The organism is Imperialibacter sp., assembly GCF_048007035.1.
GTDB lineage: Bacteria > Bacteroidota > Bacteroidia > Cytophagales > Cyclobacteriaceae > Imperialibacter.
Window position 1 is genome coordinate 3,099,992 of sequence record NZ_CP180355.1, and the last position, 25,384, is coordinate 3,125,375.

At 46.2% G+C, this 25,384-nt stretch carries 28 protein-coding genes and 2 tRNA genes; 19 read left to right on the forward strand and 11 right to left on the reverse strand.

What is annotated here, in order from left to right:
* Positions 1–119 precede the first annotated feature (119 nt).
* From ACMVP2_RS13300 to ACMVP2_RS13330, 7 genes are all read left to right on the forward strand, one after another.
* The gene (locus ACMVP2_RS13300; protein WP_416868028.1) at positions 120–1,283 is read left to right on the forward strand and encodes an acyl-CoA dehydrogenase family protein; all 1,164 of its coding nucleotides are present in this window, start codon (positions 120–122) and stop codon (positions 1,281–1,283) included.
* Between the two features lie 56 nt (positions 1,284–1,339).
* Positions 1,340–1,534, forward strand: a complete 195-nt coding sequence (rpsU, locus tag ACMVP2_RS13305; protein ID WP_151996200.1) for a 30S ribosomal protein S21 — start codon at positions 1,340–1,342, stop codon at positions 1,532–1,534.
* A gap of 48 nt (positions 1,535–1,582) precedes the next feature.
* Positions 1,583–2,461 (forward strand): tyrosine-type recombinase/integrase, encoded by an 879-nt coding sequence (locus tag ACMVP2_RS13310; protein ID WP_416868029.1) that lies wholly within the window; start codon positions 1,583–1,585, stop codon positions 2,459–2,461.
* Between the two features lie 26 nt (positions 2,462–2,487).
* Positions 2,488–2,784, forward strand: coding sequence for a ribosome hibernation-promoting factor, HPF/YfiA family (hpf, locus tag ACMVP2_RS13315; RefSeq protein WP_151996202.1), 297 nt, complete (start codon positions 2,488–2,490; stop codon positions 2,782–2,784).
* A gap of 110 nt (positions 2,785–2,894) precedes the next feature.
* On the forward strand, positions 2,895–3,284 hold the full coding sequence (locus tag ACMVP2_RS13320; RefSeq protein WP_317489381.1) for a TraR/DksA family transcriptional regulator: 390 nt from the start codon (positions 2,895–2,897) through the stop codon (positions 3,282–3,284).
* A gap of 21 nt (positions 3,285–3,305) precedes the next feature.
* Positions 3,306–3,872 carry an SMC-Scp complex subunit ScpB gene (gene scpB / locus ACMVP2_RS13325; protein WP_416868030.1) on the forward strand — a complete coding sequence of 189 codons (567 nt, stop codon included), beginning with the start codon at positions 3,306–3,308 and terminating at the stop codon, positions 3,870–3,872.
* 27 nt (positions 3,873–3,899) lie between these two features.
* A complete protein-coding gene (locus ACMVP2_RS13330; RefSeq protein WP_416868031.1) occupies positions 3,900–5,030 on the forward strand; it encodes a pseudouridine synthase in 1,131 nt (376 codons plus the stop codon).
* Between the two features lie 272 nt (positions 5,031–5,302).
* On the opposite strand, the gene ACMVP2_RS13335 is transcribed toward ACMVP2_RS13330, so the two are convergent.
* Positions 5,303–5,375 (reverse strand) — tRNA-Phe (locus tag ACMVP2_RS13335).
* A gap of 85 nt (positions 5,376–5,460) precedes the next feature.
* On the opposite strand from ACMVP2_RS13335, the gene ACMVP2_RS13340 reads away from it, so the two are divergent.
* The 6 genes from ACMVP2_RS13340 (at position 5,461) to ACMVP2_RS13365 (ending at position 12,077) form a co-directional block, all read left to right on the forward strand.
* Complete coding sequence (locus ACMVP2_RS13340; protein ID WP_416868032.1) at positions 5,461–6,795, forward strand: 4Fe-4S dicluster domain-containing protein; 1,335 nt, start codon at positions 5,461–5,463, stop codon at positions 6,793–6,795.
* 3 nt (positions 6,796–6,798) lie between these two features.
* The gene (locus tag ACMVP2_RS13345; protein WP_416868033.1) at positions 6,799–7,596 is read left to right on the forward strand and encodes a (Fe-S)-binding protein; all 798 of its coding nucleotides are present in this window, start codon (positions 6,799–6,801) and stop codon (positions 7,594–7,596) included.
* 99 nt (positions 7,597–7,695) lie between these two features.
* Positions 7,696–8,199, forward strand: a complete 504-nt coding sequence (locus ACMVP2_RS13350) for a hypothetical protein (protein ID WP_416868034.1) — start codon at positions 7,696–7,698, stop codon at positions 8,197–8,199.
* A gap of 55 nt (positions 8,200–8,254) precedes the next feature.
* Positions 8,255–10,273 carry an OmpA family protein gene (locus tag ACMVP2_RS13355; RefSeq protein ID WP_416868035.1) on the forward strand — a complete coding sequence of 673 codons (2,019 nt, stop codon included), beginning with the start codon at positions 8,255–8,257 and terminating at the stop codon, positions 10,271–10,273.
* Positions 10,273–10,821, forward strand: coding sequence for a 2'-5' RNA ligase family protein (locus tag ACMVP2_RS13360; RefSeq protein ID WP_416868036.1), 549 nt, complete (start codon positions 10,273–10,275; stop codon positions 10,819–10,821). Before ACMVP2_RS13355 ends, ACMVP2_RS13360 begins: the two co-directional genes overlap by 1 nt.
* Positions 10,822–10,904: 83 nt before the next feature.
* The gene (locus tag ACMVP2_RS13365; RefSeq protein ID WP_416868037.1) at positions 10,905–12,077 is read left to right on the forward strand and encodes an AIR synthase related protein; all 1,173 of its coding nucleotides are present in this window, start codon (positions 10,905–10,907) and stop codon (positions 12,075–12,077) included.
* Here the strand turns inward: ACMVP2_RS13365 and ACMVP2_RS13370 are convergent.
* From ACMVP2_RS13370 to era, 6 genes are all read right to left on the reverse strand, one after another.
* Positions 12,074–13,084, reverse strand: a complete 1,011-nt coding sequence (locus ACMVP2_RS13370) for a 1-acyl-sn-glycerol-3-phosphate acyltransferase (protein WP_416868038.1) — start codon at positions 13,082–13,084, stop codon at positions 12,074–12,076. The genes ACMVP2_RS13365 and ACMVP2_RS13370 overlap by 4 nt on opposite strands.
* A 15-nt stretch (positions 13,085–13,099) precedes the next feature.
* Entirely contained in the window at positions 13,100–13,993 is an 894-nt protein-coding gene (locus ACMVP2_RS13375) for a bile acid:sodium symporter family protein (protein WP_416868039.1), read from the reverse strand.
* A gap of 85 nt (positions 13,994–14,078) precedes the next feature.
* The gene (locus ACMVP2_RS13380) at positions 14,079–14,906 is read right to left on the reverse strand and encodes a hypothetical protein (protein WP_416868040.1); all 828 of its coding nucleotides are present in this window, start codon (positions 14,904–14,906) and stop codon (positions 14,079–14,081) included.
* Positions 14,903–15,721 carry a hypothetical protein gene (locus ACMVP2_RS13385; RefSeq protein WP_416868041.1) on the reverse strand — a complete coding sequence of 273 codons (819 nt, stop codon included), beginning with the start codon at positions 15,719–15,721 and terminating at the stop codon, positions 14,903–14,905. Before ACMVP2_RS13385 ends, ACMVP2_RS13380 begins: the two co-directional genes overlap by 4 nt.
* Positions 15,722–15,723: 2 nt before the next feature.
* Entirely contained in the window at positions 15,724–16,548 is an 825-nt protein-coding gene (locus tag ACMVP2_RS13390) for a hypothetical protein (RefSeq protein WP_416868042.1), read from the reverse strand.
* Positions 16,549–16,751: 203 nt separating this feature from the next.
* On the reverse strand, positions 16,752–17,666 hold the full coding sequence (gene era, locus ACMVP2_RS13395; RefSeq protein ID WP_416868043.1) for a GTPase Era: 915 nt from the start codon (positions 17,664–17,666) through the stop codon (positions 16,752–16,754).
* 77 nt (positions 17,667–17,743) lie between these two features.
* On the opposite strand from era, the gene ACMVP2_RS13400 reads away from it, so the two are divergent.
* The 5 genes from ACMVP2_RS13400 to ACMVP2_RS13420 all read left to right on the forward strand — a co-directional run bounded on the left by ACMVP2_RS13400 (position 17,744) and on the right by ACMVP2_RS13420 (position 21,271).
* A tRNA-Met gene (locus ACMVP2_RS13400) sits at positions 17,744–17,816 on the forward strand.
* A gap of 173 nt (positions 17,817–17,989) precedes the next feature.
* Entirely contained in the window at positions 17,990–19,300 is a 1,311-nt protein-coding gene (der, locus tag ACMVP2_RS13405; RefSeq protein ID WP_350097427.1) for a ribosome biogenesis GTPase Der, read from the forward strand.
* A gap of 14 nt (positions 19,301–19,314) precedes the next feature.
* Entirely contained in the window at positions 19,315–19,668 is a 354-nt protein-coding gene (locus tag ACMVP2_RS13410; protein ID WP_416868044.1) for a hypothetical protein, read from the forward strand.
* A 6-nt stretch (positions 19,669–19,674) separates the two neighbouring features.
* On the forward strand, positions 19,675–20,277 hold the full coding sequence (locus ACMVP2_RS13415) for a SprT-like domain-containing protein (RefSeq protein WP_416868045.1): 603 nt from the start codon (positions 19,675–19,677) through the stop codon (positions 20,275–20,277).
* A gap of 82 nt (positions 20,278–20,359) precedes the next feature.
* Positions 20,360–21,271, forward strand: a complete 912-nt coding sequence (locus ACMVP2_RS13420) for a hypothetical protein (protein WP_416868046.1) — start codon at positions 20,360–20,362, stop codon at positions 21,269–21,271.
* Positions 21,272–21,316: 45 nt separating this feature from the next.
* Here the strand turns inward: ACMVP2_RS13420 and ACMVP2_RS13425 are convergent, their stop codons facing one another.
* The 4 genes from ACMVP2_RS13425 to ACMVP2_RS13440 are packed head-to-tail and all read right to left on the reverse strand — an operon-like array spanning position 21,317 to position 23,814.
* Positions 21,317–21,886 carry a hypothetical protein gene (locus tag ACMVP2_RS13425; protein WP_416868047.1) on the reverse strand — a complete coding sequence of 190 codons (570 nt, stop codon included), beginning with the start codon at positions 21,884–21,886 and terminating at the stop codon, positions 21,317–21,319.
* Positions 21,879–22,688: an N-acetylmuramic acid 6-phosphate etherase gene (murQ, locus tag ACMVP2_RS13430; RefSeq protein ID WP_339784713.1), complete on the reverse strand. Its 810-nt coding sequence runs from the start codon at positions 22,686–22,688 to the stop codon at positions 21,879–21,881. The genes ACMVP2_RS13425 and murQ overlap by 8 nt, the downstream gene beginning before the upstream one ends.
* Complete coding sequence (locus ACMVP2_RS13435) at positions 22,685–23,548, reverse strand: BadF/BadG/BcrA/BcrD ATPase family protein (RefSeq protein WP_339784715.1); 864 nt, start codon at positions 23,546–23,548, stop codon at positions 22,685–22,687. The genes murQ and ACMVP2_RS13435 overlap by 4 nt, the downstream gene beginning before the upstream one ends.
* Positions 23,545–23,814 (reverse strand): cytochrome b5 domain-containing protein, encoded by a 270-nt coding sequence (locus ACMVP2_RS13440; RefSeq protein WP_151996227.1) that lies wholly within the window; start codon positions 23,812–23,814, stop codon positions 23,545–23,547. The genes ACMVP2_RS13435 and ACMVP2_RS13440 overlap by 4 nt, the downstream gene beginning before the upstream one ends.
* A 276-nt stretch (positions 23,815–24,090) precedes the next feature.
* Here ACMVP2_RS13440 and ACMVP2_RS13445 point away from each other — a divergent pair, with 276 nt between their 5' ends.
* The gene (locus ACMVP2_RS13445; RefSeq protein WP_339784721.1) at positions 24,091–25,350 is read left to right on the forward strand and encodes a dipeptidase; all 1,260 of its coding nucleotides are present in this window, start codon (positions 24,091–24,093) and stop codon (positions 25,348–25,350) included.
* Positions 25,351–25,384: the final 34 nt, after the last annotated feature.

A 25,384-nucleotide genomic window follows, 5' to 3' on the forward strand; every position in this document is an offset into this window, starting at 1 on the left:
AACGTTTTTTGGAGTTAATTAAACCTGACATTAAGACCAGCAGTGATAGATTGCTGGTGGTTGGTTTAAACTAACGATGGACAATTGCGTTTTTATTTTATACAGCCCAAATAAACAACATGGATACATTGACAAAAGAACGAAACGAGGAAGTTGAGTTGGAAAACCAAAAGATGATTGAGGAAATGGTGCGAGATTTTGCCAGGGTGGAAATTTCTCCAAACATTAAAAAGTGGGATGAGTCCCAGCACTTTCCTAAAGAGCTTTTTCATAAAATGGGAGAGCTTGGTCTTATGGGAGTGATGGTGCCTCACGAACTGGGTGGGTCAGGATTTGGCTATCTCGAATACATCACCGCTATTATAGAAATATCGAAAGTGGATCCTTCCATAGGGCTTTCACTGGCTGCCCACAATTCCCTCTGCACGGGGCACCTGCTTCAATTTGGAAATGACGAGCAAAAAAAGAAGTGGCTGCCAAAGCTAGCATCAGGAGAATGGATTGGTGCCTGGGGGCTTACCGAACCTAACACAGGCTCGGACGCTGCCAATATGAAAACTACAGCAGTGAAGGATGGGAAGGAATGGGTGATCAATGGAGCCAAAAATTTTATTACCCACGGCATTTCTGGCGACATAGCTGTTTTGATAGCAAGAACTGGCAAAACGGGTGATTCTCATGGCATGTCGGCTTTTATAGTCGAGAGAGGCACACCAGGCTTTGCCGGAGGCCGAAAGGAAGATAAGCTGGGCATGAGGGCGTCTGAAACAGCTGAAATGATATTTCAGGACTGTAGAATTCCCGAGAAAAACCTTCTGGGAGATGTTGGCGACGGCTTTATACAATCATTAAAAGTTTTGGATGGAGGCCGGATATCAATAGCTGCGTTAAGTTGTGGCATTGCTGAAGGCGCTTTGCAGGCTGCATTGGCCTATTCACAGGAAAGACATCAATTCAATAAGCCTATTTCTTCCTTTCAGGGAATTTCCTTTATGCTTGCCGAAATGGCCACCCAATTGGAAGCAGCCAAACTGCTCACCGATCAGGCAGGCGCCATAAAAAACAGGAAGGGAAAAGTGACAAAGGAATCTGCAATGGCGAAATACTACGCTTCTGAAGTGGCCGTTTCGGTGGCCAACAACGCAGTGCAGATTTTCGGGGGCTATGGCTTCACCAAGGACTACCCGGTCGAGAAATTTTATCGGGATGCTAAGCTCTGCACTATTGGCGAGGGAACCTCTGAAATTCAAAAGGTGGTGATCTCAAGAGAACTATTGAAATAAATTTGAGTTTTTGGAATTAAAAACTTTATCTTTGCAGCCCATAATTAATTAACGAAATGATCGTAGTAAACATTAAGGAAAACGAGTCAATCGACAAGGCACTTAAGAGATTCAAGAAGAAATTCGAAAGAACAGGTGTTCTTAAGGAGCTTCGCAGCCGTACTTTCTTTGTTAAGCCTTCTGTAAAAAACAGAGAAGAAAAAATCAAAGCCGCCTACCGTCAGCAAATGATGGGTCAGGAAAATTTATAATAGCGGATATATTTCATAAGTTAGTGAATAAGGTGATTTCACTAACTTATGATTGATTCTTTTCTCAAATACCTCCAATTCGAAAAGAGGCTTAGCCCCCATACCCTTACCTCATATAAGAGTGATCTAACTCAGGCTGAGTCATTTCTAAATAGTGAATTTTCTTACGGGTTAAAGGATGCCAACTACCAGGCATTGAGAACCTGGCTTATCCACCTTGTTGAACAGGGCCTGGAAAGCAAGTCAGTTAACAGGAAAATTGCCTCTCTCAAGTCATACTACAAGTTTCTTCTGCGTAGGGAGGAGATCGAAAAAAGCCCAGCCGACAAGCTCAAGCCGCTTAAAACTTCCAAAATGCTGCCCTCCTTCGTGAGGGAAAGCGAAATGACCACACTGCTTGACCAGATTCCTTTTCCGGAGGGGTTTGTTGGTGGCAGAGATAAGCTTGTTCTCGATTTTTTGTATGGCACAGGCATACGCCTTTCCGAACTAATTAATTTAAAGGATGAAGACATCAATTTCTATCAGGGGCACGTTAAGGTATTAGGCAAGCGAAACAAAGAAAGGGTGATCCCTATTCCGGCCCCGCTTGTTGAAGAAGTTAGAAAATATATTCTCCTTAAGAAGGAGCATTTGTCTGAAAATTTCTCTAACTTTTTGATAGTAACTGATGAGGGAGGTAAGGCCTATCCTATGATGATTTACAGGACGGTAAAAGCGTATTTGAATATGGTTACTAGCTCGGAAAAGAAAAGCCCGCACGTACTTAGACACACCTTCGCCACCCATTTGCTCAATAAAGGAGCTGATCTTAACGCTGTAAAAGATTTACTTGGACATGCCAATTTAGCAGCTACTCAGGTGTACACACACAATACACTTGATAAGCTGAAGTCTGTTTATAAACAAGCCCATCCAAAGGCTTAATTGTTGTACCCTTAAATTTTAGTATTATGAAACTGCAGATGCATTCAATCCACTTCGACGCCGACATTAAATTGTTGGACTTCATTCAAAAGAAAACCGATAAGCTAAATACCTTTTATGACAGGATTATAGATGGTGAAGTATTTATGCGTCTCGAGAAGAATGATGTAGAAAACAAAGTAGTTGAAATAAAGCTGAATATTCCTGGCTCGCAATTGTTTGCCAAAGAGCAGTCTAAATCTTTTGAAGCTGCAACCGATCTGGCAGTGGAAGCCTTGCGAAGGCAACTGAAAAAATTTAAGGAAAAGCAAAAAGTAGCTTAAAAAGAAAGGCCCGTTTAGTAGCGGGCCTTTCTTTTTCAGGTATGAAAACATACATTTGCCTTATTTTTGAAAACCTTTGGGGCGCCAGGTTAGGTAAAATTTGAAATGCTATGAGCCAAGACGAAAGAACCAGATACTCAGACGAAGAGCTTAAAGAATTTGAGGAAATAATCTCTCAAAAGCTCGATAAGGCACGAAGTGAGCTTAAATACATCAAGGAGTCGCTTAGCCGAAGCAACGATGAAGGCACGGATAATACCTCAGGAAACATAAAGGTGCTGGAAGACGGGGCCGACATGATGGAAAAAGAAAATCTGAGCCAGCTGGCATCAAGGCAGCAAAAATTTATGGTGCAACTCGAAAATGCCATGGTAAGGATAAAAAATGGCACCTATGGCATTTGCGTTGATACTGGAAAGCTGATCTCTAAGGAACGTTTAAAAGCTGTTCCCCACACTATGCATTCTATTGAAGCTAAATTGAAGCAGTCACGAAACTAAATTCGCAGGGGTTTATAGCAGTTGGATTATCTTGTTAATCATATTGAAGCGCTCATCTTTTGCTCACCCAAGCCGGTAAAGGATGAAGAACTGAAGAGTACACTCGAAGAAATGTTCGGCACTGAAGTGCCTGGAGATGACATCTCCCTTGCGATTGAAAAACTAAAAGAAAAATATAGTGCGGAAACCTTTGCCTTTGAACCTGTAAAGTCTGGAGGAGGTTATCAGTTTCTCACCAAACCAGCCTACCAGGCCAGTATTGGCATTTTGCTGAAGCAGCAATCCAAACGACGGTTGTCCACTTCCTCTCTCGAGACTTTGTCGATTATTGCCTACAAGCAGCCAATGACCAAATCGGAGATCGAGCAAATTCGTGGCGTTAATTGCGACTACGCTGTGCAAAAGCTGCTGGAAAAGGAGCTTGTTGAAATTAAGGGCAAGTCAGAAGGTGTGGGCAGGCCGCTCTTATACGGCACTAGCAGCAAATTTATGGACTACTTTGGCATTAACGATTTGAAGGAAATGCCGACCCCCAAAGACTTTCTCAAAGAAGAAAATGAGATTGGGGAGACCAAATCGGAAGAATAACCCCTCTTTTTTTATTACATTCCACTTATGAAGAAACCATTTAAAGGAGGAAAGAAATTCTCCGACGATAAGCCGTCTTTTGGTGCGGGCAAACGTAGCGAGCCAGGCAAGAGAAGCGATGGCCCTAAAAGGCCAGGGCCTTCTGCCAGGCGCAAGGGGCCTGCTACAGGCTCTGCTGATGGCTCAAGTCAGCCGTCGGAAGGCCGGAATAGGCGAGGTTCTTCAGAGGGCACCAGCCGTCCCAGGAAATCGGCAGGTAGCTTTGGTGAAAAGCCGACTGGTCGTGTGAAAAGAAGTTCGCCTGACAACGCTACAGAAGGAGCGTTCGAAAGGACTTCCCGTTTTGCCGGTAAGCCAAAAGGCAAAGGTGCACCAAAAGGCCCGAGAAAAGGCGGGGCGGCAGGGAAGCCTTTTAAGCATAAATACGATGAGAAGCCTGTGTCTCCCAATGAGCCAGTGCGCTTGAATAAATACCTTGCTAATGCTGGCATCGCTTCACGTAGGGAGGCTGATAGGCTGATTGAAGAGGGAAAAGTGACCATCAATGGTAAGGTGGTAACCGAGCTTGGGCTTAAGGTGGGGCCAAAGGACGTTGTGAAGTTTGATGGAAGGGTGATGAAGGCTGAGAAGCTGGTTTATCTGCTGTTGAACAAGCCCAGAGATTTTATAACTACAGTTACCGATCCGCAGAACAGGAAGACTGTGATGAAACTGGTGGCCAATGCCTGTGAAGAGCGGATTTATCCCGTTGGCAGGCTCGACAGGAACACAAGTGGGCTGTTGCTTTTTACCAACGATGGTGAACTGGCTAAAAAACTGAGTCACCCGTCACACATGGTAAAGAAGATTTACTATGTTGAGCTGAATAAACCATTGAAGGCTGAGGACCTGGCTAAAATAAAGGCCGGACTGGAGCTGCAGGATGGCCTCGTTCAGCCAGACGACATTCAAATCGTGTCACCAGACTCGATAGGAATTGGCATCGAGATCCATGTCGGTAGAAACAGGATTGTCAGACGTATTTTTGAGTACCTGGGCTACGACGTTGTGAAGCTCGACAGGGTGATGTATGGAGGGCTTACCAAAAAAGACCTTACCAGGGGCACCTGGCGTATGCTTACGAAGTCGGAAATTAATATGCTGAAGAACTTCACCTAATTCAGTCTCACAGGCTTTACAACCTCTTTAGTTTTGCTGCTGCATGGGAGCCATTCCGGTTCCCTGGCAACGTCCATGAGTCGTTTTTCGAATTGTTGTTGACTGGGATGTTTTCGGTCAATTAATTAGTATGCATGCATACTATTTTTCACAAATCCTTTATATCTTCGAAACAATGAAAGCGCAGTTGAAAGATTATCGCTGGGTTGAAAAAAAAGGGCCGGGGAGGTAAAAAAGAAAATGCCTTCGCTAGCGAAGGCATTTAAGGGATGTGGTGCTGAGTGGATTCGAACCACCGACTCACGGATTTTCAGTCCGATGCTCTACCAACTGAGCTACAGCACCCTCAGAAATGAGAATGCAAAAGTATGGATTAAATGATTTGATCCAAAAACATTTTGAAAAATAAAGGAAACTAGCGACAAACAACATGACCTACCTTCCGCAAATTGCTTTTTTAGCTATTCTGGCCGTTGCGGGCTTTATGCTTCTCGGTCGAATACGGCAGATAAGAAAAAATATTTTATTGGGACGATCCATTGACAGATCGGATCGCAAAAGTGAAAGATGGAAAACCATGCTGCTTGTGGCTTTCGGTCAAAGGAAAATGTTTAAACGTTTTATTCCTGCCTTTTTTCACTTCTTTATTTATACAGGCTTTCTCATTATCAATCTGGAGGTGCTGGAGTTTGTGCTCGACGGTATATTGGGAACGCACAGGCTGTTTGCTCCTTTGCTCGGCAGCATTTATGGTGTGGCAATTAATTTTTTCGAATTTCTTGCGCTGGCAGTTTTAGTTGCCTGTGTTGTCTTTTTGATAAGGAGAAATATTTTGAGAGTGCCAAGATTCACTAAGCCTGAGATGAAGGGGTGGCCGGCACTGGACGGCAATCTTATTTTGGTGATTGAAGGCATACTGATGCTGGCCATTCTGACTATGAATGCCACCGATCAACTGCTGCAAGGGCAAATGCCGGAAGCCTATCATCAAACAGGTAACCTCTACATCAGCTCTCTGCTTATTCCAATATTCGACGGAATGAGCCCTGGGACGCTGGTAGTTGTTGAACGGTTTGCATGGTGGTTTCATATTATTGGCATTCTGGCCTTCGCTATTTATGTTACTTACTCAAAGCACCTGCACATTTTTATGGCGTTCCCGAACACATGGTACACCAACTTGAATGCGAAAGGAAAGTTTGAGAACATGGAAACAGTGACCAACGAGGTAAAAATGATGCTCGGCATTCAGTCGGATCAGGCCGCACCGCCAGCTGAGGTAGGGAGATTTGGTGCTAAAGATGTGGTCGACTTGAGCTGGAAGAACCTGATGGACGCCTACGCCTGCACTGAGTGCGGTCGCTGTACCTCCGAATGTCCGGCCAATATAACTGGCAAAAAGCTGTCCCCCCGAAAAATCATGATGGACACGAGAGATCGGGTAGAAGAGTACGGGAGCTTTCTTGCTAGGGGTGGAGAGCCAGGAGCAGACGGCAAGTCTCTTCTTGGTGACCATATTTCCAAAGAGGAGATCAACGCTTGCACCACATGCAATGCCTGTACTGAAGCCTGTCCGGTTAACATTGACCCTTTGAATATCATCGTACAGATGCGCCAGTATGTGGCCATGGAAGAATCGGGCTCGCCAGCATCCTGGAATACGATGTTTTCAAATATCGAGAATAATTTTGCCCCTTGGAAATTCCCTCCCTCCGACCGGTTCAAGTGGGCCGACGAACTGAAACAAGAACCTTCAAACGACTAAGCAATGGAGTATAAGATAGCAACGATGGCCGAAATGGCTGCAAAAGGAGAGTCGCCGGAAGTGTTGTTCTGGGTAGGCTGTGCCGGATCTTTTGATGACCGTTACAAGAGAGTGACAACCGCCTTTGTTAAAATCCTGAACCATGCCGGGATAAAATTTGCAGTTTTGGGCCAGGAGGAGGCCTGCACCGGTGATCCGGCCAAGCGTGCGGGAAATGAGTTTTTGTTTCAAATGCAGGCCATGGCCAATATTCAGGTGCTTAATGGCTATGAAATAAAAAAGATAGTGACTGCCTGCCCTCACTGTTTCAATACATTGAAGAATGAATACCCCAGCCTCGGCGGCGACTACGAGGTGATCCACCACTCTACTTACCTACAGCAACTTATCAATGAAGGCAGAGTGAAGGTGGCTGGCGGGGCCTTTAAGGGTAAAAAGATTACTTATCATGACAGCTGTTATCTCGGTCGGGCCAATCAGGTGTATGAAGCGCCTAGAGAGGTGATTTCCGCACTTGATGCTGACCTGGTAGAAATGAAGAGATGCAGAACTAATGGCCTTTGCTGCGGTGCCGGAGGAGCACAAATGTTTAAGGACGCTGAAAAAGGGAACAAGGAAATTAATATTGAACGAACGGAGGAGGCGCTGTCAACCGGTGCGGAGGTAATAGCCGCCGCTTGTCCGTTCTGCATGACCATGCTGTCGGATGGGGTAAAGAACAAGGAAAAGGAAAGTCAAGTGAGGGTGCTTGATCTGGCAGAGCTTATTCTGGCGTCAAACCCTGACCTGTCAAATTCGTAGGTGATTGGAACTTTAGTTTTATTGTAATTATTAGTAATAGCAACGGCTCGATTAGTTCATATAGCCCCGGGCTTTTATATTTACTAAAAATTATAAGGCATGTTTATTCCTTTTGATCAGATGGAGGACACCAGTAGGCTGTGGGTGTACCAATGCAATAGATTCCTTACCGACGAAGAAGTGGAATGGCTTTCCGGTTCGCTTACTTCATTTCTTGATTCCTGGAAGGCCCATAACCAGCCGCTTACGAGTTCTTTCATCATAGAAAACAAAGTATTTGTCATCATCGCAGTCGACGAATCGTCTTCTGGTGCTTCAGGTTGCAGTATTGATGCGTCTGTTCACGAACTCCAGGTGCTTCAGAAAAAACTTAAAGCAGACTTTTTTACAAGAGACACTGTGATTTTTAAAAACGGTGAATCTCTGGAAAGGATTAAGCTGCAGGAAATAAAGCCAAAGGTAGCGGGAGGTGAGCTAGAGGCCGATTCTCGGGTATTCAACACACTGATAAGTACAAAGCAAGACCTGAAAGCGAATTGGGTGGTGCCGGCTGGAGACACCTGGTTGAAACGTTATTTTAAAACTGCGCATACCTTTCAATAGGGACATTCGTTAAATTGAGTGTTTGAAGGTTGTACCTCGTTTAATTGTAGTTGTTATGAGAAACACCTGTTTGGGACTAGTATTGGGATTGTTTTTTCTGGCTGGATGCAGTGTTTCCAAAAAAGCAGAGAAGTCATATGCCAATGCGGAATATGACGTCGCTATCAACCAGTATCAAACACTGGTGAAGAAAAATCCACGGGATCCGGATCTAAATTATCGGCTTGCGGAAGCTTACAAGAAGTCGAACAAAATTGGCCAGGGGATGCCCTACTACCGGGCGGCTATTCAGAATGGCATTGATGATGAAATGGCCTGGTTTGATTATGCTCAGGCCCTGAAAGCTGTAGGGAAATATGAGGATGCGAAAGATGCGCTGAACGACTATTTGCTGAAAGCCTCAACGCCATCTATCAAGAAGCTTGCGGAAGATGACCTGGCCAGCCTTGAGAAGCTTGATCTTTTAAAAGACAGAGAGTCGTACTACAGAGTAAAAAACCTTGAAACGGTGAACACACCAGCTGCGGAATATAGCCCAGTGTACAATAAGGGCGACTTGTATTTCACCTCCAACAGAGATGGCGGAAAAGTATACAAGGCCACTGGCACAGGTTTTACAGATATTTACAGTGTGAAAACAAGAGGGGCAGTTGTTGACCTCACATCGTTGAAAGCACTGGATCCGATAATTAACGACCCGGGAGTGAACGAAGGGTCTGTTGCTTTTTCGCCTGATGGCTACACCATGATTTTTGCCAAAGGTAACACAGGGAAAAGCAGCGATGCCGAGCAAATTAATTTGTTTTTTACCCGCTACAGAAACGGACGCTGGTCCACCCCAAGGCCGGTCAACGTCAACGAGCCTTCGTCGTGGGACAGCAGTCCTGCAATGAGCCCCGATGGTACTACACTGTACTGGGCGTCGGACAGGCCCGGCGGACTGGGTGGCAGCGACATCTATTCGGCCACGTTAAACAACCGGGGCAGATGGGTGGATATCAGAAACCTGGGGCCGGAAATCAACACAGCGGGTGACGAAGCATTTCCTTATATGGCGGAAGACGGGTCACTCTATTTTTCCTCCAACGGACATCCTGGGCTTGGTAGCATGGATATTTTTGTGGCCAAGAGGCAGGGAGGAGCTATGAGGGTTGACAACCTTGGGGCACCAGTCAACTCGGAAGGAGACGATTTTGGCTTGTTCCTTTTTAATCCTACCAGAGGCTTCTTTTCTTCCAACAGGCCTGGCGGAAAGGGCGATGACGACATCTATACCTTTGTCAATGACGACCCTAATCTGAAAATTATCAATTTCCATTTGGCGGGCACAACAGTCACACCAGGGGTTACAGGAACGGATGAGATTCTTGGCAATACCAAAGTGAGGCTTTTGGATGAAAAAGATGACAAGCTGATTAGCGAAACATTTACGGGTGATGATGGCTCTTTTAATTTCCAGGTTTTTGGGGAGGAAAACTATTACCTGGTAGCCGAAAAGCCAGACTACTTCACCACAAGGATCGACTTTAGCACTGTAGGTAAAACCCCTGACAGAAGCACACTTACTGAGCTGATCACTAACGTAACTTTTGAGACAAAAATCCGGCTCGAGAAAATTATTATGCAGAAGCCGATTGTGTTGGAAAATATCTACTACGATCTGGACAAGGACGACATCAGGGCCGATGCCGCCGTGGAACTCGACAAGCTGGCGCAGCTCATGAGAGATAACCCGGAGATTGAAATTGAGCTTGCTTCTCATACAGATGATCGGGCTCCTGATGATTACAACCTTGACCTTTCTGATAGAAGGGCAAGATCAGCAGTTAGATACCTTGTTTCGCAGGGGATAAACGCCTCCCGTATGGTGGCCCGAGGCTACGGAGAAACTCAGTTGATCATCAAAGAAGCACAATCTGAGGAGGAGCATCAGGTCAACCGCCGCACCGAATTTAAAGTGACAAAATACGACAAGTCTAAGTTCATCATAGAAGACGAAGACCAGCCTGGCTCGCTGGAGGACGATGAGTTTGACAAGTATTTTAAACGGGGAAATGGAGGAGAGCAAGAGTAATGGCGTTCGACACTGTAAAGGTATTTTTGCTCCCCACAGAGCCTGTCTATTCTTATATCCAAAAACTCAAGCTCCAGCTCAGGGAGAAAATAGGCAACTATTTTTATTGGGATTATGAGCCACACATTTCCCTCATTTATCTGAAAGTTGAACCGGGCCACCTTGAGCCCTTGGTGCAGGCAGTCGAAAAGGTATTGACAGGGGCTCTTCCGTTCGATATTTCGCTGAATAAAATTACGGCGCCCGGCAGGGGGCTGATTTTTGTGGATGTGGAGAAATCGCTTCCTCTAAGGGTATTAACCAATAGCCTTCACCAGGCCTTCAAAGAATATTTGTTGGGAGAGAAACCTCAGCATGAGGATTTTGAAAAATACCTGAGGCACCACATCACCATTGGCAACTACATCAAGGGCGACAACTACGACAAGGCGATTAAGTTTCTTGCCAGTGCGTCTGTTCCCGATGCTTTTGAATGCCGGAAAATTGTCGTCTACAAAGAAGACCCGGAAACAAGGAAAAACATCCTTTTGAAGGAGTTCGCTATTTGATCTGGGTTGCCGTGTCTTCATTAGTTTTCAATTAATTAGTTAAAGAGGACAAACAATTCTTGTGGGTCGCTTATTTTTGCCACATGAACGAGCGCTACCTGCAACGAGGTGTGTCGGCCGATAAGGAAGACGTGCACCAGGCAATTTCTAAACTTGACAAGGGCCTTTTCCCCAAAGCATTTTGCAAGATTGTGCCTGACATGCTGGGCAGCGACGCTGAGTGGTGCAATATCATGCATGCTGATGGTGCAGGCACCAAATCATCGCTCGCCTACCTGTATTGGAAAGAAACAGGAGACTTGAGTGTTTGGAAGGGTATTGCTCAGGACGCAGTCATTATGAACACCGACGACCTGCTCTGCGTAGGCGCCACTGACAATATTTTACTTTCCTCTACCATTGGACGTAATAAGCACAAAGTGCCCGGAGAAGTCATCTCTGCGATTATCAACGGTACTGAGGAAGTGCTGCAACTGCTTCGGGATCATGGTGTGAACATAGCGCTGACCGGCGGAGAAACTGCCGACGTTGGCGATCTGGTTCGAACCATCATAGTAGACAGCACGGTGATCGCCAGAATGAAACGCTCGGACGTGATTACTACTGATGGCATAAAGCCAGGAAATGTGATTGTTGGACTGGCATCTTATGGGCAGACGACATACGAAGCCGCTTACAACGGAGGTATGGGCAGCAACGGACTCACCTCTGCACGTCACGATGTTTTTGAAAAAGCCTATGCAGACAAGTATCCGGAAAGTTATGATGCTGCTGTAGCAAGAGACCTGGTGTACTCAGGGAAATACAAGCTAACCGACAGGGTAGCTGGCGTGCCATTGGATATGGGCAAGCTGGTGCTGTCTCCCACAAGGACATACGCACCTGTGATGATGGAGATTTTTAAACACCACCGGGCAGCGATTGATGGAATTGTCCATTGCAGCGGGGGAGCACAAACCAAAGTACTCCACTTTATCACTGAGAATCATGTTGTAAAAAACAACATGTTTGATGTACCTCCTCTATTCAGGATCATTCAGGAAGAAAGTGGTACGGATTGGAAGGAGATGTACAAAGTGTTCAATATGGGGCATCGGATGGAAATATATACCGACGCTGATTCAGCTGAGAACATGATTCAAATTGCCAACAGTTTCGGAGTTGATGCGCAAATTATAGGTGAGGTGAAGGCCTCAGCTAGCCCGCTTGTCACGATTTCCAGTGCGCATGGCACTTTTGAGTACAGCAAAGCTTAGCTTTTTATCTTCAGGGATAGAGTCATAAAAACAATTAATCCCGCTCCCAGCCACCAACTGCCAGAAAGCGCTACAGCGGCGGTGAATACAATCAGGTAATATATCGGGAAGAAGACCATGCCCATTCCGAACTTTACCGCACCAAGAAACTTGTTGTCTTTGATTTTACTTTTCAAAAAACTGGCAAGGAGTGTGAGCACGGGCCAGTGTAAAGCACGGGCAAGGGCGTTGATTTTTCTTTTCTTTGGCTTGGGCGCAGGTCTTGAGTCAACGTCTATGTTTCTGAAAAATTCAGGTGACGTTAAATCCACCCCTGAAAGGCCCGCCTCTTCGAACCAAAAATGCTCATTGGCCCGGCTGCCAATCTGGATGATCTCCTGCTCCATACCCTCACTCACTGCTTTGGTAAGTGACAGGAGCCCTTTTTGTTCGCTCTCTTGATAGTCTTTCTGAAAATCGAGCACTTTTATTGGTTTGCCGAACCGCATCTGAAACGCCGTATTGAAATTCCAGTAATGCTCGTAATTCAACCCCACTGGCACAATGTAAATTTCCTTTTCAAAGTTGGATTCCTCAGCGGTTTGAAAGGCGATGCGAGCCATTCCTTTTTTTAGAGACCTAAGGTTGTGTGCGCAAATCTGGTCACCTTCCGGAAACAGTAGCAGACATCCATTACTCCTCAGCAGCTGACTACAGTTTTTAAACACTTCTTCATTTTTTCCTAGTGTATCCTTGCCATCACGCTGCCTGTACACAGGCCACATATGAAAGCCAAAAAGAATTTTTTGTATCAGTCCTTTTTTGAAAACGTCAGAGCGGGTGAGGAAATGGAGTGACCGGGGCTGAAAACAGGCCGGCAGAATAGCATCTAAAAAGGAATTCTGATGATTAGGGGCAAGTATAACAGGAGCATTCCTGGGTAAATTTTCGAGGCCGGAAACCTTTAAATGGCCGTAAAAAAACCATAGAGCGACCCTAACAATTGGCCGAAAAATGAAATAAAGCATGAATGTCGTTAAAGTTTAATTGGAACGGGACCACAGGTAACTGACCGTCATCCCGGATACCATGTGCCAGATGCCCCACCAGGCGGCAATCAGCGCCATGCCTCCCAAGCCGTCAAAAAAAGTAAATATGAGCAAAAGTCCCAAGCCTGAATTTTGAATTCCTGTTTCAATAGCAATTGTCCGGCGATCGGTGGAAGTCAAACCCGAGAATCTGGCCAGGGCATAACCTCCGCCCAGAGCAAGCCCATTATGGATCAATACCAGGATGACAACCAGGTAAATGTGTTTATAAAATATTTCGTAGTTAGCGGTAAGTGCTCCAACAACGAATAGTGCAAAGATGCCCAGTGAAACCTTACGAAACACATTGCCATATTTCAGGCACCATTCGGGGGCTTTGTGTTTTGCTGTCATGCCGACGAGAAGTGGCACGCCTAGTATAATGAATACAGCGGTAAACACATCTAAAACTGAAAGATCCACTTTGGTCAGCAATCTGGCGGTTGGCTCGTATTGACTAGCCCAGAAAGACAGGTTGATCGGGGTGAAAAGAATAGCCCCTACAGTCGAAAAGGCTGTAAGGGTGACGGACAGCGCCACATTACCTTTTGCCATAAAAGAGAAAAAATTGGAGACATTGCCACCAGGACAAGCGGCTACCATAATCATGCCGAGGGCAATACTTGGAGCAGGCTCCCAGGCACGTATGAGCAGGAAAGTCAGAAATGGGAGAAGAAGAAATTGAGAGACTATCCCGATCAAAGCTGCCTTCGGGTATTGAGCAATCTTTTTAAAATCGGTAACTGTGAGTTCGATAGCAACGCTGAACATAATAAAAGCCAGCAGAAAGTTAAGGCCCCAGGCTGTTCCCTGGTTAAAATTGAGGTGCACACTGTCTATCGCTTCCATGTTGTATTTAAGGAAGGCGAAAGATAGTAAGAAAAATGGTCGTTCAGCGGATATCTAAATCTCCTTCTGCGGCCGCCTTTTTTGACTAGTTTACTCGCATAATAAAGGCCAGTACGAGATAAGGAGGTCGGTTGTCGTATTGTTGACCTCCCCCGGTAGCGCCAGCAGTTGCTCCTACACCGCTTGAGGAGACAGAGAACGTGCCGGTAAATGAGGCTGAGCTTGTGGTGACCGAACTTGTGTTGCTTGGAGAGCCCCCCGGCCCCACCATGCTTTTATTTGTGTTCGGAATAATGGATCGGTATTCTGTGACAGAATAATTATGATCATGAGTCAAGGTAGCCGCATGGCCATGACCAGGGTCGTTTACCCCATGTGAATGGTTAGGCAGCATGGCCTCGTTAATCGTTATATGGTTAAAACCGCCACTTGGGCCCTTGGAGGGATAGTCTGAACCACCAGGGTTCAGACCCACAATAAACCTGCCTCTTAAATCCGGAGTGCCATTTTCACCATCGCAGAGATACCAGCCAGCTGGAAGTGCGTTTGGATCTCCACTCCACATCACGATGCTTTTGACCGGGAGAAAACCCAATGAATTCCAAACACCATTGGTGCTATTGTATACACTCACGTTATTTCCGTTAGAGTCGTAGTACATCATTCCTTCTTCGGACGCCAGCGGGTGGCTTCTATGGTTGGTGCCGTCGTTGGTTCCGGCAGCGTAGTTGGGCAATAGTACACCTTTGTTTTTTTCCTGGACATCAATGACAACGACGGCCTTTTCGTAAGGCGGGGTTGGCCCAGTGCCAATAAAAAGAAAGTCTGTTGATTCCTGTGCCTTTGAGGAGAAACTTATAAAAATGAAGGCAACGGCATGTAGCCATCGATGAGGTTGAATTCTCTTTTTCATAGCTTCATTATAAAGGCCAATACATAATACGGGGGTCTATTGTCGATGGCCTGACTTGAGCCGGTTTCCCCCACGGAAATCCCTGTCGTCGAACCGCTAACGCCAATGGCCGTTCCTACCTTTGAAGTTGATTTGGGGTTGGCTACCGGGAGATAGTGAAATCCGGCAACAGGTGCAGTGCTGGCGCCTGCGATAGCGCCGGTGCTCTTTTCGGCGTCGCTGACAGAGAAATCGTGATCGTGAGCACCTGGAGTAAAACCTATGCTGTGCGTGTGATCAGATGAGATGGCGTGTGAATGTGAAGGCATTTCGGCCTCCGTAAGTGTATGAAAGGCTCCACCTGCGGTGACGGAGTTCAGCGTGGCATAGTCTCCGGCGTTAGAATAGCCAGCTATAAATTGGCTCCTTAGGTTGGGCGTTGGGATGCCACCTGATGTTACAGCCCCTTGCAGATTATAGGTGTTTCCGTCGCAGAGCACCCAGCCATCCGGCAAGCTTGAGACATCTCCTCCCCACATAATAACGGTGCCGGAGGGTACTGGTGTAATATCTGTCCAAACGCCCCCCTGGGAGTAGGCAAGGAATCCGGAGGATATGTTATATACAAGCAGCCCATCGGTGGGGTCGACAATTGATGTAGTAGTTCGTGGTATGAGCACTCCTTTATTGATATTGGAAATCCTTTCTCCAACCTGAAAGGCCGCCGACGGCTCCGGGTTAGTCGTTCCTATGGCTGCGCCTTGTTGAGCGTTGGTATAGTTGGCCAGGAGAAAGGCAAACACAAAAATCAGATTAATTTTAGCTGGAAACTTCATGGCTATAATTTCATGATGTAAACAAGAACATAGAAAGGTGGGCGGTTGTCGAAGGCAGCACCCGACCCATTGTTTTGCAATGAAATGTTTGCACTAGCGGGACTCATCGATGCGGAAAAAGAACCATTGCCTGTTGTGACGTCATAGTCAACAATAGTGCCACCATCTCTATAGGCGATGGTGGAGAGATGATCGTCGGCCCGCCCGAAAGTTGCTCCATAGCTACTGGAGCTGTAGCTGATAGTGTGCGTATGACTTGTGTTTGCGGGAAGTGTGACGGCATGGTTGTGACCTGGGTCAGTAATGGTGTGAGTATGGCTTGGCAAGTTATCTACTCCAAGGCCTACTGTTCCAGATCCTCCAGGCGTGCCATTAATAGTCGCATAGTCTCCTGACCCTGAGTAGCCAGCTACGAATTTGCCTCCCAGATTTGGTCTTCCATTGTTACCGTCGCAAATCGCCCACCCTGCCATGTGCTTAACCCCCACGCCTCCGGGAAAGTAGGTAGAAATATCCCCATACCACATCGTAATTATTCCCGCTGGCACCGGCTTCATCGCTTCCCAGCCACTGCGGCTGTTATAGTAGTAATAGCAGTGTTGTTCGATGTCGTATACAATCAATCCATTGGCGGGGCTGGGTATTGCAGCCCGCTGCACGGAAGTAAGCCGGGGAAGTAATATGCCCTTGTCTGAGCCAATATTCAAAAGCGCATTGTCAGAGCTCAGGGCGTTCCCTATAATAACTTCCTGCCCGTAGAATGTTTGTGGAAAAAAATATGTAAATATTATAATACCCGATATGAGGCCATTTTTTCTGGATAGCATTGGTTATTCCTGTTTGAGCAAGTGCTTAAAATAGGAATAATTTAGAAAATGGAAAAGCTGATAGTTTTATTATGATGAATAAGGAGAAGTTTTTCCTGTTTGTTGGCAGGAAAGAAAGTTTTTTGGGAATCTATTTTTGGTGAATTATGACTGACCTTCCGTAGCTCAAAAGCATGTGGTAGAAGTCATTTTTTGGCTGGGGTTCAATCCACATAGCCAAACCTTTTCAACTTGAGCTTATTTTGCCGCCAGTCTTTTTCAACCCTCACATAGGTTTCGAGATGAACCTGCTTGCCGAAGAATGCTTCCATGTCCTTCCTTGCCTCTATACCCACTTTTTTCAGAGCCAGCCCCCCATGACCAATAATGATCGCCCTTTGCGTGGCTCGCTCAACAAAAATCTCCGCCATCACCCGGATAATTTTTTCTTCCTCTTTGAATGAAGCAATGATTACTTCGCAGCTATAAGGCACTTCCTTTTTGTAGTTCAGAAATATTTTCTCTCTGATGATTTCTGATGCAAAAAACCGCTCGGTTCGGTCTGTCATTTCATCTTCAGGGAAGTAGGGCGGATGGACAGGCAGCTTTTCTAGTATCTGGTCAAACAGTGGCTCCAGATTGGTCTTGTCGAGGGCGGAGATGCAGAGAATAGGAATATCACCCGAAAACTCTTTGAAGTAGGTCACTTTGTCCTCCAGCTGGCTGCCTTTTGACTTGTCGATTTTGTTGATCACAAAAAGGGCCGGTACGCCGCTCTTCCTCAGGAGCTCCAGAATTTCGACGTTGTCGCCATCCATTTTGTCGCCCAGTTCGACAACAAAAAGGATCATATCTGCATCTTCCAGCGACTGGTACACAAAACGCATCATTGCCTCCTGCAGCTCATACTGAGGCTTCATTACCCCGGGTGTGTCGGAGTACACTATCTGAAAATCTTTGCCTGTCAGAATGCCAAAAATGCGGTGACGGGTAGTTTGGGCCTTTGCAGTGATGATGGAGAGGCGCTCGCCAATGAGGGCGTTCATGAGGGTAGATTTGCCGACGTTGGGTTTGCCGATGATGGACACAAATCCAGAGCGGAACGCTGTCGGCGGCTGATCAGTAGATTTTTTTGACATTCTTTTGAATTATTCTGTAAAGGTACTTGTTTTTGCTTAAAAGCTGCCTTACATTTGTAGCCCTTTAACAAACATATCGCGGGGTGGAGCAGTTGGTAGCTCGTCGGGCTCATAACCCGAAGGCCACAGGTTCGAGTCCTGTCCCCGCTACTAACAAGGCCTCAGCGCACGCTGAGGCCTTTTTGTTATGCGTTGTTATGGTAGCGAAAAAGCCGGAGGAGCTTTTCTGAATTATTATGACGAATTTTACCAATAGTATTTGTTTTCAGCGGAGCCATCGTGGCTGATTTCCTCATTCATTATTACTAATCTTTTATTTTCCAGTGGCAAATATCGTAGCAATTGTAGGCAGGCCCAACGTGGGCAAATCCACTTTCTTCAACAGACTGATTGAGAAGAAAAAGGCCATTATGGACAACGAACCCGGCGTAACCAGGGATCGCCACTACGGCTATGCCGAGTGGATTGGTAAATATTTTACGGTGATTGATACCGGCGGATATGTGGTGGGGTCAGATGATATTTTTGAAGCTGCCATCAGAGAGCAGGTGGTAGAAGCGCTCGAAGAAGCGTCGGTCATTCTATTTATGGTTGACTGCGGTGAGGGAGTTACGCCATGGGACAGGGACTTTGCCAACGTGGTGAGGAGTGTAAACAAGCCTGTACTGCTTGTGGCCAACAAAGCCGATAACACCGAACGAATATTTGCTGCCAATGAGTTTTACGAGCTGGGACTTGGAGAGCACTTGTTTCCTATTTCTTCCAATAGCGGTTCGGGTACGGGCGAGTTGCTGGACGAAGTAGTAAAGCATTTTGAGGAAGACGGCGACGAAGATCCGGGCAAAGACATACCCCGCATCGCTATTCTGGGAAGGCCCAATGTAGGCAAATCTTCTTTTCTGAATATGTTGGTTGGCAAGGATCGAACCATTGTAACCAATGTGGCCGGCACCACCCGTGATGCTATCGATACCCGCTATACCCTTTTTAACAAGGACTTTATTCTGACAGATACCGCTGGTATTCGCAAGAAAGCCAAGGTGAAGGAAGACATAGAGTTTTTCTCTGTGCTGCGATCCATTCAGGCCCTTCAGGACAGCGACGTGAGTATTGTCATGATCGATGCAACACTTGGCCTGGAAGCGCAGGACATGAGCATTATCAACCTGGCCCACAAGTACAAAAAAGGCATCATGATCATGGTGAACAAGTGGGACCTGGTGGAGAAGGACGAGAAAACCGCCGACAAGTTTACCAAAGCCATGATAGAAAAGCTTGGCGATATGGCGTATGTACCCATCATATTCACGTCTGTAGTAACCAAGAAGAGAATTTTTCAGGCGATTGAGCTGGCCATGGAAATTCACGAGAACCGAATAAAAAAGGTTCCGACCTCCAAGCTGAATGATATTATGTTGAAGGAAATAGAAAAATTTCCGCCGCCGTCTGTCAAAAGCAAAATTATCAACATCAAATACATCACGCAGCTTCCGACAAAGACGCCTTCATTCGCCTTTTTCTGTAGCAATCCTCAGTACATCAAAGAATCCTATCAGCGGTATTTGATAAATAAACTGCGTGGTCACTTTGGTTTTACCGGTTCACCCATCACGTTGTTTTTCAGACAGAAATAGGGTAGTTTTATCCTATGAAAAAGTTGTTAGCAATACTTTTTGTCGCTTTCATGATCAGCTCATGCAGCGACCGACGTGACGACAATAGGTTCAGCATAACCATTGATGTTGACGGAGACGAAATTGAGGACATCATCAACGAAGCCCTCGAAGACGTGGAGGAATCGCTCGGCGATGCCATGGATGATGTAGAGGAGATCAGGATAGATCTGGAGGATGGGCTCGACGATATCGTGATCAAAGTAGACGTGTCAGACAGAGATGTGCGGAAAATAAGAGAGCAAATCAGGAAAGAGCTTCGCAACATCCATCGTGATTTAAAGGATGTGAAAATCACCATTGAGAGAGACGTAGAAGACTTACCTTAAGCCCGCTTGCAGTCACAGTTTGCAGTTTTCGAAAAATACCTGCCGCCAAAGGCTTCCCAGTATTGTTTTGACCTTTGGGTGAAGCATGGCTTCACACTGAAGGTGGTCAAAGGCCGCTCCACCAAGCTCGGCGACTTCCGCTTTAATAAGGGCAAGAAGCCCATTATTACAGTCAATCAAGACCTCAACCCCTATGCTTTTACGGTTACCTATCTGCACGAGGTAGCCCACCTGCAGGCTTTCGAAAAATATGGCCGACGAATAGCCCCTCATGGTGCTGAGTGGAAAAACACTTTTAAGGAAGTGCTGTTTCCTATGGTGGAAGCTGGAGCGTTTCCTTATGAGCTGGGGCTGAAGCTCCGCCGCCATCTGGCCAACCCCAAAGCGGCTTCCTGCTCCGACCCCGCCCTGATGATGGCCCTTTCCAAATATGATGTGCACAAAAGTGGCATATTGCTGGCAGAGCTTGTCATTGGTGAAGAATTCCTGCTTGAATCACGACATTTCAAAAAAGAAGGCAAAAAGCGCACCCGCTCCATTTGTCTGGAGATGAAGACCGGAAGGAAGTATTTGATTTCGGAAGTGGCGAGGGTGGAGAGGTTGGGGTGATATTGACTTATTTTCTTTAACTTATCGGACGAGGGGCATTTTTTAGGTTTAATAAACGTTCCCAAAAACCAACTTTTTCGCTATGGGTTACATGGGTTTTGGAATGCGTAGGGAAAATTACACAAGAAAGCCCAAAAAAGCATTCAAGAAACTTAAGCAAGTGTATGGAGACGATGTTGATTTACCAAAGTCTAACATTAATACTCAGACTGAGAAGCCAATCTCCTTTGAAAGACATTCTTATATGCCGTTTGACAGAAGTCGGTTTTATTTACTATTCAAGGTAATTCTTCTCGGGACTGTGGCAGCTACAGTTGTTTGGACAGTTTTTCTTCAACATCACTACATTGATTACCGACGTGGTAAATTTGAGCAGAATGAATTTCCTGCTTATTATAAGCACGAGTTAGCTGAATTTGATGCCATCTTTTCCTTCCTGAAATCGAGAACCAATAGGATGATATCTGCCAACTATCGGGAATGGCGAAATGACTATACGCTTAGGCTAAAACATTTCGAGTTATCTAGATCAAAAGGGATGCATAAGATAAATTATAGCAATTTTGAAGGCTTGACACCAACTCGGGAGCGACGTCAAAATAACGACGAGATTTTCAGTGGAACGTTGACAATTGAGCGGGAAGGTTATCTGCCAAAGACATACCAAAACCAGTGGGTGTATACACTCAATGACGTGACGATTGAGCAGGTTCCGAACTCTGTAGTGGAGTATTTGGAATCCGACAAGGGGGAGTTTGCTGAATTCTTGGAAAAGCTTAAGCTGGTTAGAGAGTACGTATACATTGAAGACGATTCTGTCTGTACTTATTTCAATCATGATACCTATGGCTCTTATCGCTTGGTTTATACTACTCACGAACTGAAATCCACGAGTATTATGCATGGATCATTTGAGCTTCGTACCATCGTGGGAAAACTGGATAAAAATATTTATTGGCTGAGGTCTGAAAAACAACTACGATCTCAAAAGTGATTTATAAGTGAAGTTGTCGTAGGTATAAACTAAGGGATGACCATTTCACCCCCCAATCCTCCTCTGTATCTGCTGCTCCACTAATTGATAGAAGATTTTCGGCGTCAGGGTTCTCCAGTTGTCGATCTGTAGGGTGCCGCCAAAGTTGACGTAGGAGTCGATATTGAAGTTTTTCATTTCATCAAGTACAAAATCCCGAAAACCGACCATGGCAATCCAGCCATCTTCCACTTCCTCAAACCATTCTTCGTAGTAGGAGTCGTCGGAACCATGGAAATTGAGCACATTCTCACCTATGAGAATGAATTTGTTGATGTCGTACCGCTCGAAGTGCTCAACGATGTTCCGCTTCAGGTGCATGATGTCGTTGTGCAGGGCATCGTTCCATTCGCCAATGAACTCAAAAACGACATAGCCTTCGTCGTACTCGGCGTAGAGGATTTTCATGTAAAGCGTTTCGGACCCCATATAATCCCAGCCGGGGGCGAGGAAGTAGCCGTACACAGTTTCGGAGTAAACGTCGTAGTTGTATTCTTTCCCTTCAAAAGGGGAGTTGGGATCCGTGGAAGGGTCGTAATAGGTAAGCCATCGGTAGAAAGGCTCTAGTTCATGCATGCGACGGGTAATTGTCGACTGCTCCTCTCACTGAACCATATTTTTGCAGGAGCTCCGCAGCCAGCGGTTCTTCGATTTTCAGCTCATCCATCACCATGCGCACGCCCCGTTGCACCAGCTTCTCATTGCTCAGCTGCATGTCCACCATTTTGTTACCTTTCACATGGCCCAGCTGTATCATCACCGTGGTGCTGATCATGTTGAGTACCAGTTTTTGGGCTGTGCCCGATTTCATGCGGGTGCTGCCGGTTACAAACTCCGGCCCTACCACCGCCTCAATAGGATATTCTACTGCTTCGGCCAGCTTAGTGCCTGAGTTGCAGGTGATGCAGCCCGTGAGCAGTCCTTTTTTCCTCGCTTCCGACACCCCTCCGATTACATAAGGCGTTCTGCCAGATGCGGCAACTCCAATAAGTGTGTCTTTTGCTGTTGGCTTGTATGCCTCAAGGTCTTTCCACGCCTGGTTTGGGTCATCTTCGGCATGTTCTACCGATTTTCTGATGGCTTTGTCGCCGCCGGCCATAATGCCCACTACCACATTAGGCGAAACCCCATAGGTTGGCGGGCATTCGGAGGCGTCCACAATCGCCAGCCTGCCACTGGTACCAGCCCCGATGTAAAACAGTCTGCCACCATCTTTCATACGGGGTACGATCTGGGAGATCAGCGCCTCTATTTGGGGCAATGCTTTCTGAACAGCCAAAGGAACTGTTTGGTCTTCCTTGTTAATGTTGGTCAAAAGCTCCAGAACAGACATTTGTTCCAGGTCATTGTAAGATGAACTGCTTTCGGTGGTGCTCATACTTTACTCGTTCCAAAGGTTTTTTCCTGATGATACAGCGTGAGGCCTGCTATTGGGCCCTCAATGATGTTTTTGACCGTGACACCCTGATCGCTTGCTGCCTGGCGCAGGATGTTGCCATAATAGAAGGCCACCGAGCCGGTGAAGTGCACGGGAAGTTTGTCGTGGTCTTTGTAAGACATGACTATCTCCGTGAAAAATTCGGTGAATGAATCGTAGACCAGCTTGTACACATACGGCTCCTTGATGTGGTGCATCAGGAACTTCATGAAACTGGCCAGAAACCTGGATGGGTACTTCTTTTTGTACACGTTTTCAAGCAGGTCTTCTTCCGTCAATGCAAATCTTTTGTTGAACGCCTCCTGCAGAGAGGATGGGAGCCTGTTTCTGATGGCTGCTATGAGTAACTTTTTGCCCATATTGGCACCGCTTCCCTCATCGCCCAGCACATAGCCGAGTGAGGGTACTTGTGCAGCAATTTTTTCACCGTCGTAATAGCACGAGTTGGATCCGGTGCCCAAAATGCAGGCAATGCCTGGCTCGTTACCACATAGTGCCCGTGCGGCAGCTAATAGATCGTTGTTGACTTCAATGGAGGCTGCCGGGAAAAATGGTCTTAGTACTTCCGCTACTTTTTTATTTTTTTCCACGCTTCCGCAGCCAGCACCATAAAACGCCAGCTCCGTTATTTTGTGCGCCCCTACCACTTGAAGCACGTGTTCCTGCACTCCTTTTCGGAGGTCTTCATCTTCTTGAACGTAGGGATTGTAACCCTCAGAGCTGGCTTGCTTGATTTGGCCGTCTTCTGTGATCAAACGCCATTCTATTTTTGTTGCCCCACTGTCTGCAATTAGAATCATTGTGTTTGGGTGTTTTCATGCCCGGACAAGCGCCCAATGCATTTGAATTTATCAAAAACTGAATCAGTGTGTGGCGCATCGGGTAATTCACCGGTAAGATCCTGCCCTGCCCAGTGTTCGTAGTGTAGTCCGGTTCGCCAAAGCCTGGAAAGGCTCACATCGTAAATGAACCCCTTGTAGGCAATCCAAACCTCCTCTCGGTCCTGTCCGTTGCGAAGCGCCAGCTGATTGGCTGTAAATATCGGCAATAAATTTGAATTATCCATATTGTGTGCGCACACAATTCAATTTTAGGCTGTTTTTGATTTTTTCGACCGCATGGCCCAACTACAGATTTAGACGTAAGGCTCCACTTTCAGGCAAGTTAATTAATTCGAAGTGCCACATTCACTTCGGTTTAAATATTATACTATTATTAATCATTTTCTCATTTTGTTAGATGAAACAGCGAATTAGGTGCTGTTTTCCTTCGTTCTCTACAACAAACTATTGGTTTCTTTGTCATTTGCACTTAATTTCATGGCGTAACTAAACCCAAAACAATGAAAAAACTAGTCTACTGCCTTTTAATTGCTGTATTAGCGGCGTGCAGTACTCCAAATGAAGACAAGAAAGATGTTTCGACCATGTCGGACGACGAGCTGAGGGCATACGCAGACACACTTGCTCATAAATTTATACTGACTGATGGCCACGTTGATTTGCCCTATCGAATGAAGGTGGCGGGCTTCATCCTGAAAAAGGAAATTATGGACGTGTCAGTTCGCACGCCGGAGGGCAACTTCGATTATGTGCGGGCAAAGGAGGGAGGTCTGGATGCGCCTATGATGTCGATTTACATTCCGTCGAGCTACGGTGTAACACAGGAAGCCAAAGACCTGGCCGATTCGCTGATTGGTATGGTGGAAAAGCTGACAACTACTTACCCCGATAAATTTGCTTTGGCCAAGACGCCTGCTGCAATTGAAGAGAACTTTAAAGCTGGTTTGATATCGCTGCCGATGGGAATGGAAAACGGAGCTCCCTTAATGGAAGACCTGGCCAATGTGGCGTACTTCGCTGATAGAGGGATCAACTATATCACGCTTACCCATGGTAAAGACAACCAGATTTGCGACTCCAGCTACGATACCACTTACACCTGGAACGGCTTGAGCCCATTTGGTGAGGAGGTTGTGAAAGAAATGAACAAGCAGGGCATCATGGTGGATATTTCGCATGTGTCGGACAGCACATTTTATGATGTGATGGCACTGACTGACGTGCCTGCTATCGCTTCTCACTCATCCTGCCGGTATTTCACGCCGGGCTTCGAGCGCAATATGTCTGATGAAATGATCAAGATGCTGGGCGAGAATGGGGGTGTGATCCAAATCAACTTCGGGTCGAGCTTCCTTTCAGGCGAAGTAAGGGAAAAAAGCGAAAAGGTGCGGGAGCACATGACCAACTGGTTGGCTGAAAACGGATTGAGCTACAGAGATTCTACTGCGCAGGCGTATATGAAGCAATATGTGGCTGATTCTGCCATCAACCTGTTTGCTACGGTAGGTGTGGTGGCTGACCACATTGACCATGTGGTAGAGATAGCCGGGATTGACCATGTTGGTCTGGGTTCTGACTATGACGGTGTGGGTGACTCGCTGCCAACCGGCTTAAAAGATGTTTCTGAGTTTCCCAACCTAATTTACGAGCTTTTGAAGCGTGGCTACACCGAAGAGGATATTGCCAAAATTTGTTACCAGAACGTGTTCAGAGTTTGGAACGCAGTGCTTGATAAATCTAAAGAGCTGAAGGGCGCCTAAGCCGCACAGGAGATTATAAGATGACCTGGCAAGC

Bases quoted from the DNA above. Each gene is read 5' to 3' on its own strand.
- ACMVP2_RS13300 (WP_416868028.1), top strand. From the start codon at position 120: ATGGATACATTGACAAAAGAACGAAACGAGGAAGTTGAGTTGGAAAAC.
- rpsU (WP_151996200.1), top strand. From the start codon at position 1,340: ATGATCGTAGTAAACATTAAGGAAAACGAGTCAATCGACAAGGCACTT.
- ACMVP2_RS13310 (WP_416868029.1), top strand. From the start codon at position 1,583: ATGATTGATTCTTTTCTCAAATACCTCCAATTCGAAAAGAGGCTTAGC.
- hpf (WP_151996202.1), top strand. From the start codon at position 2,488: ATGAAACTGCAGATGCATTCAATCCACTTCGACGCCGACATTAAATTG.
- ACMVP2_RS13320 (WP_317489381.1), top strand. From the start codon at position 2,895: ATGAGCCAAGACGAAAGAACCAGATACTCAGACGAAGAGCTTAAAGAA.
- ACMVP2_RS13330 (WP_416868031.1), top strand. From the start codon at position 3,900: ATGAAGAAACCATTTAAAGGAGGAAAGAAATTCTCCGACGATAAGCCG.
- ACMVP2_RS13340 (WP_416868032.1), top strand. From the start codon at position 5,461: ATGACCTACCTTCCGCAAATTGCTTTTTTAGCTATTCTGGCCGTTGCG.
- ACMVP2_RS13345 (WP_416868033.1), top strand. From the start codon at position 6,799: ATGGAGTATAAGATAGCAACGATGGCCGAAATGGCTGCAAAAGGAGAG.
- ACMVP2_RS13350 (WP_416868034.1), top strand. From the start codon at position 7,696: ATGTTTATTCCTTTTGATCAGATGGAGGACACCAGTAGGCTGTGGGTG.
- ACMVP2_RS13355 (WP_416868035.1), top strand. From the start codon at position 8,255: ATGAGAAACACCTGTTTGGGACTAGTATTGGGATTGTTTTTTCTGGCT.
- ACMVP2_RS13360 (WP_416868036.1), top strand. From the start codon at position 10,273: ATGGCGTTCGACACTGTAAAGGTATTTTTGCTCCCCACAGAGCCTGTC.
- ACMVP2_RS13365 (WP_416868037.1), top strand. From the start codon at position 10,905: ATGAACGAGCGCTACCTGCAACGAGGTGTGTCGGCCGATAAGGAAGAC.
- ACMVP2_RS13370 (WP_416868038.1), bottom strand. From the start codon at position 13,084: ATGCTTTATTTCATTTTTCGGCCAATTGTTAGGGTCGCTCTATGGTTT.
- ACMVP2_RS13375 (WP_416868039.1), bottom strand. From the start codon at position 13,993: ATGGAAGCGATAGACAGTGTGCACCTCAATTTTAACCAGGGAACAGCC.
- ACMVP2_RS13380 (WP_416868040.1), bottom strand. From the start codon at position 14,906: ATGAAAAAGAGAATTCAACCTCATCGATGGCTACATGCCGTTGCCTTC.
- ACMVP2_RS13385 (WP_416868041.1), bottom strand. From the start codon at position 15,721: ATGAAGTTTCCAGCTAAAATTAATCTGATTTTTGTGTTTGCCTTTCTC.
- ACMVP2_RS13390 (WP_416868042.1), bottom strand. From the start codon at position 16,548: ATGCTATCCAGAAAAAATGGCCTCATATCGGGTATTATAATATTTACA.
- era (WP_416868043.1), bottom strand. From the start codon at position 17,666: ATGTCAAAAAAATCTACTGATCAGCCGCCGACAGCGTTCCGCTCTGGA.
- ACMVP2_RS13410 (WP_416868044.1), top strand. From the start codon at position 19,315: ATGAAAAAGTTGTTAGCAATACTTTTTGTCGCTTTCATGATCAGCTCA.
- ACMVP2_RS13420 (WP_416868046.1), top strand. From the start codon at position 20,360: ATGGGTTACATGGGTTTTGGAATGCGTAGGGAAAATTACACAAGAAAG.
- ACMVP2_RS13425 (WP_416868047.1), bottom strand. From the start codon at position 21,886: ATGCATGAACTAGAGCCTTTCTACCGATGGCTTACCTATTACGACCCT.
- murQ (WP_339784713.1), bottom strand. From the start codon at position 22,688: ATGAGCACCACCGAAAGCAGTTCATCTTACAATGACCTGGAACAAATG.
- ACMVP2_RS13435 (WP_339784715.1), bottom strand. From the start codon at position 23,548: ATGATTCTAATTGCAGACAGTGGGGCAACAAAAATAGAATGGCGTTTG.
- ACMVP2_RS13440 (WP_151996227.1), bottom strand. From the start codon at position 23,814: ATGGATAATTCAAATTTATTGCCGATATTTACAGCCAATCAGCTGGCG.
- ACMVP2_RS13445 (WP_339784721.1), top strand. From the start codon at position 24,091: ATGAAAAAACTAGTCTACTGCCTTTTAATTGCTGTATTAGCGGCGTGC.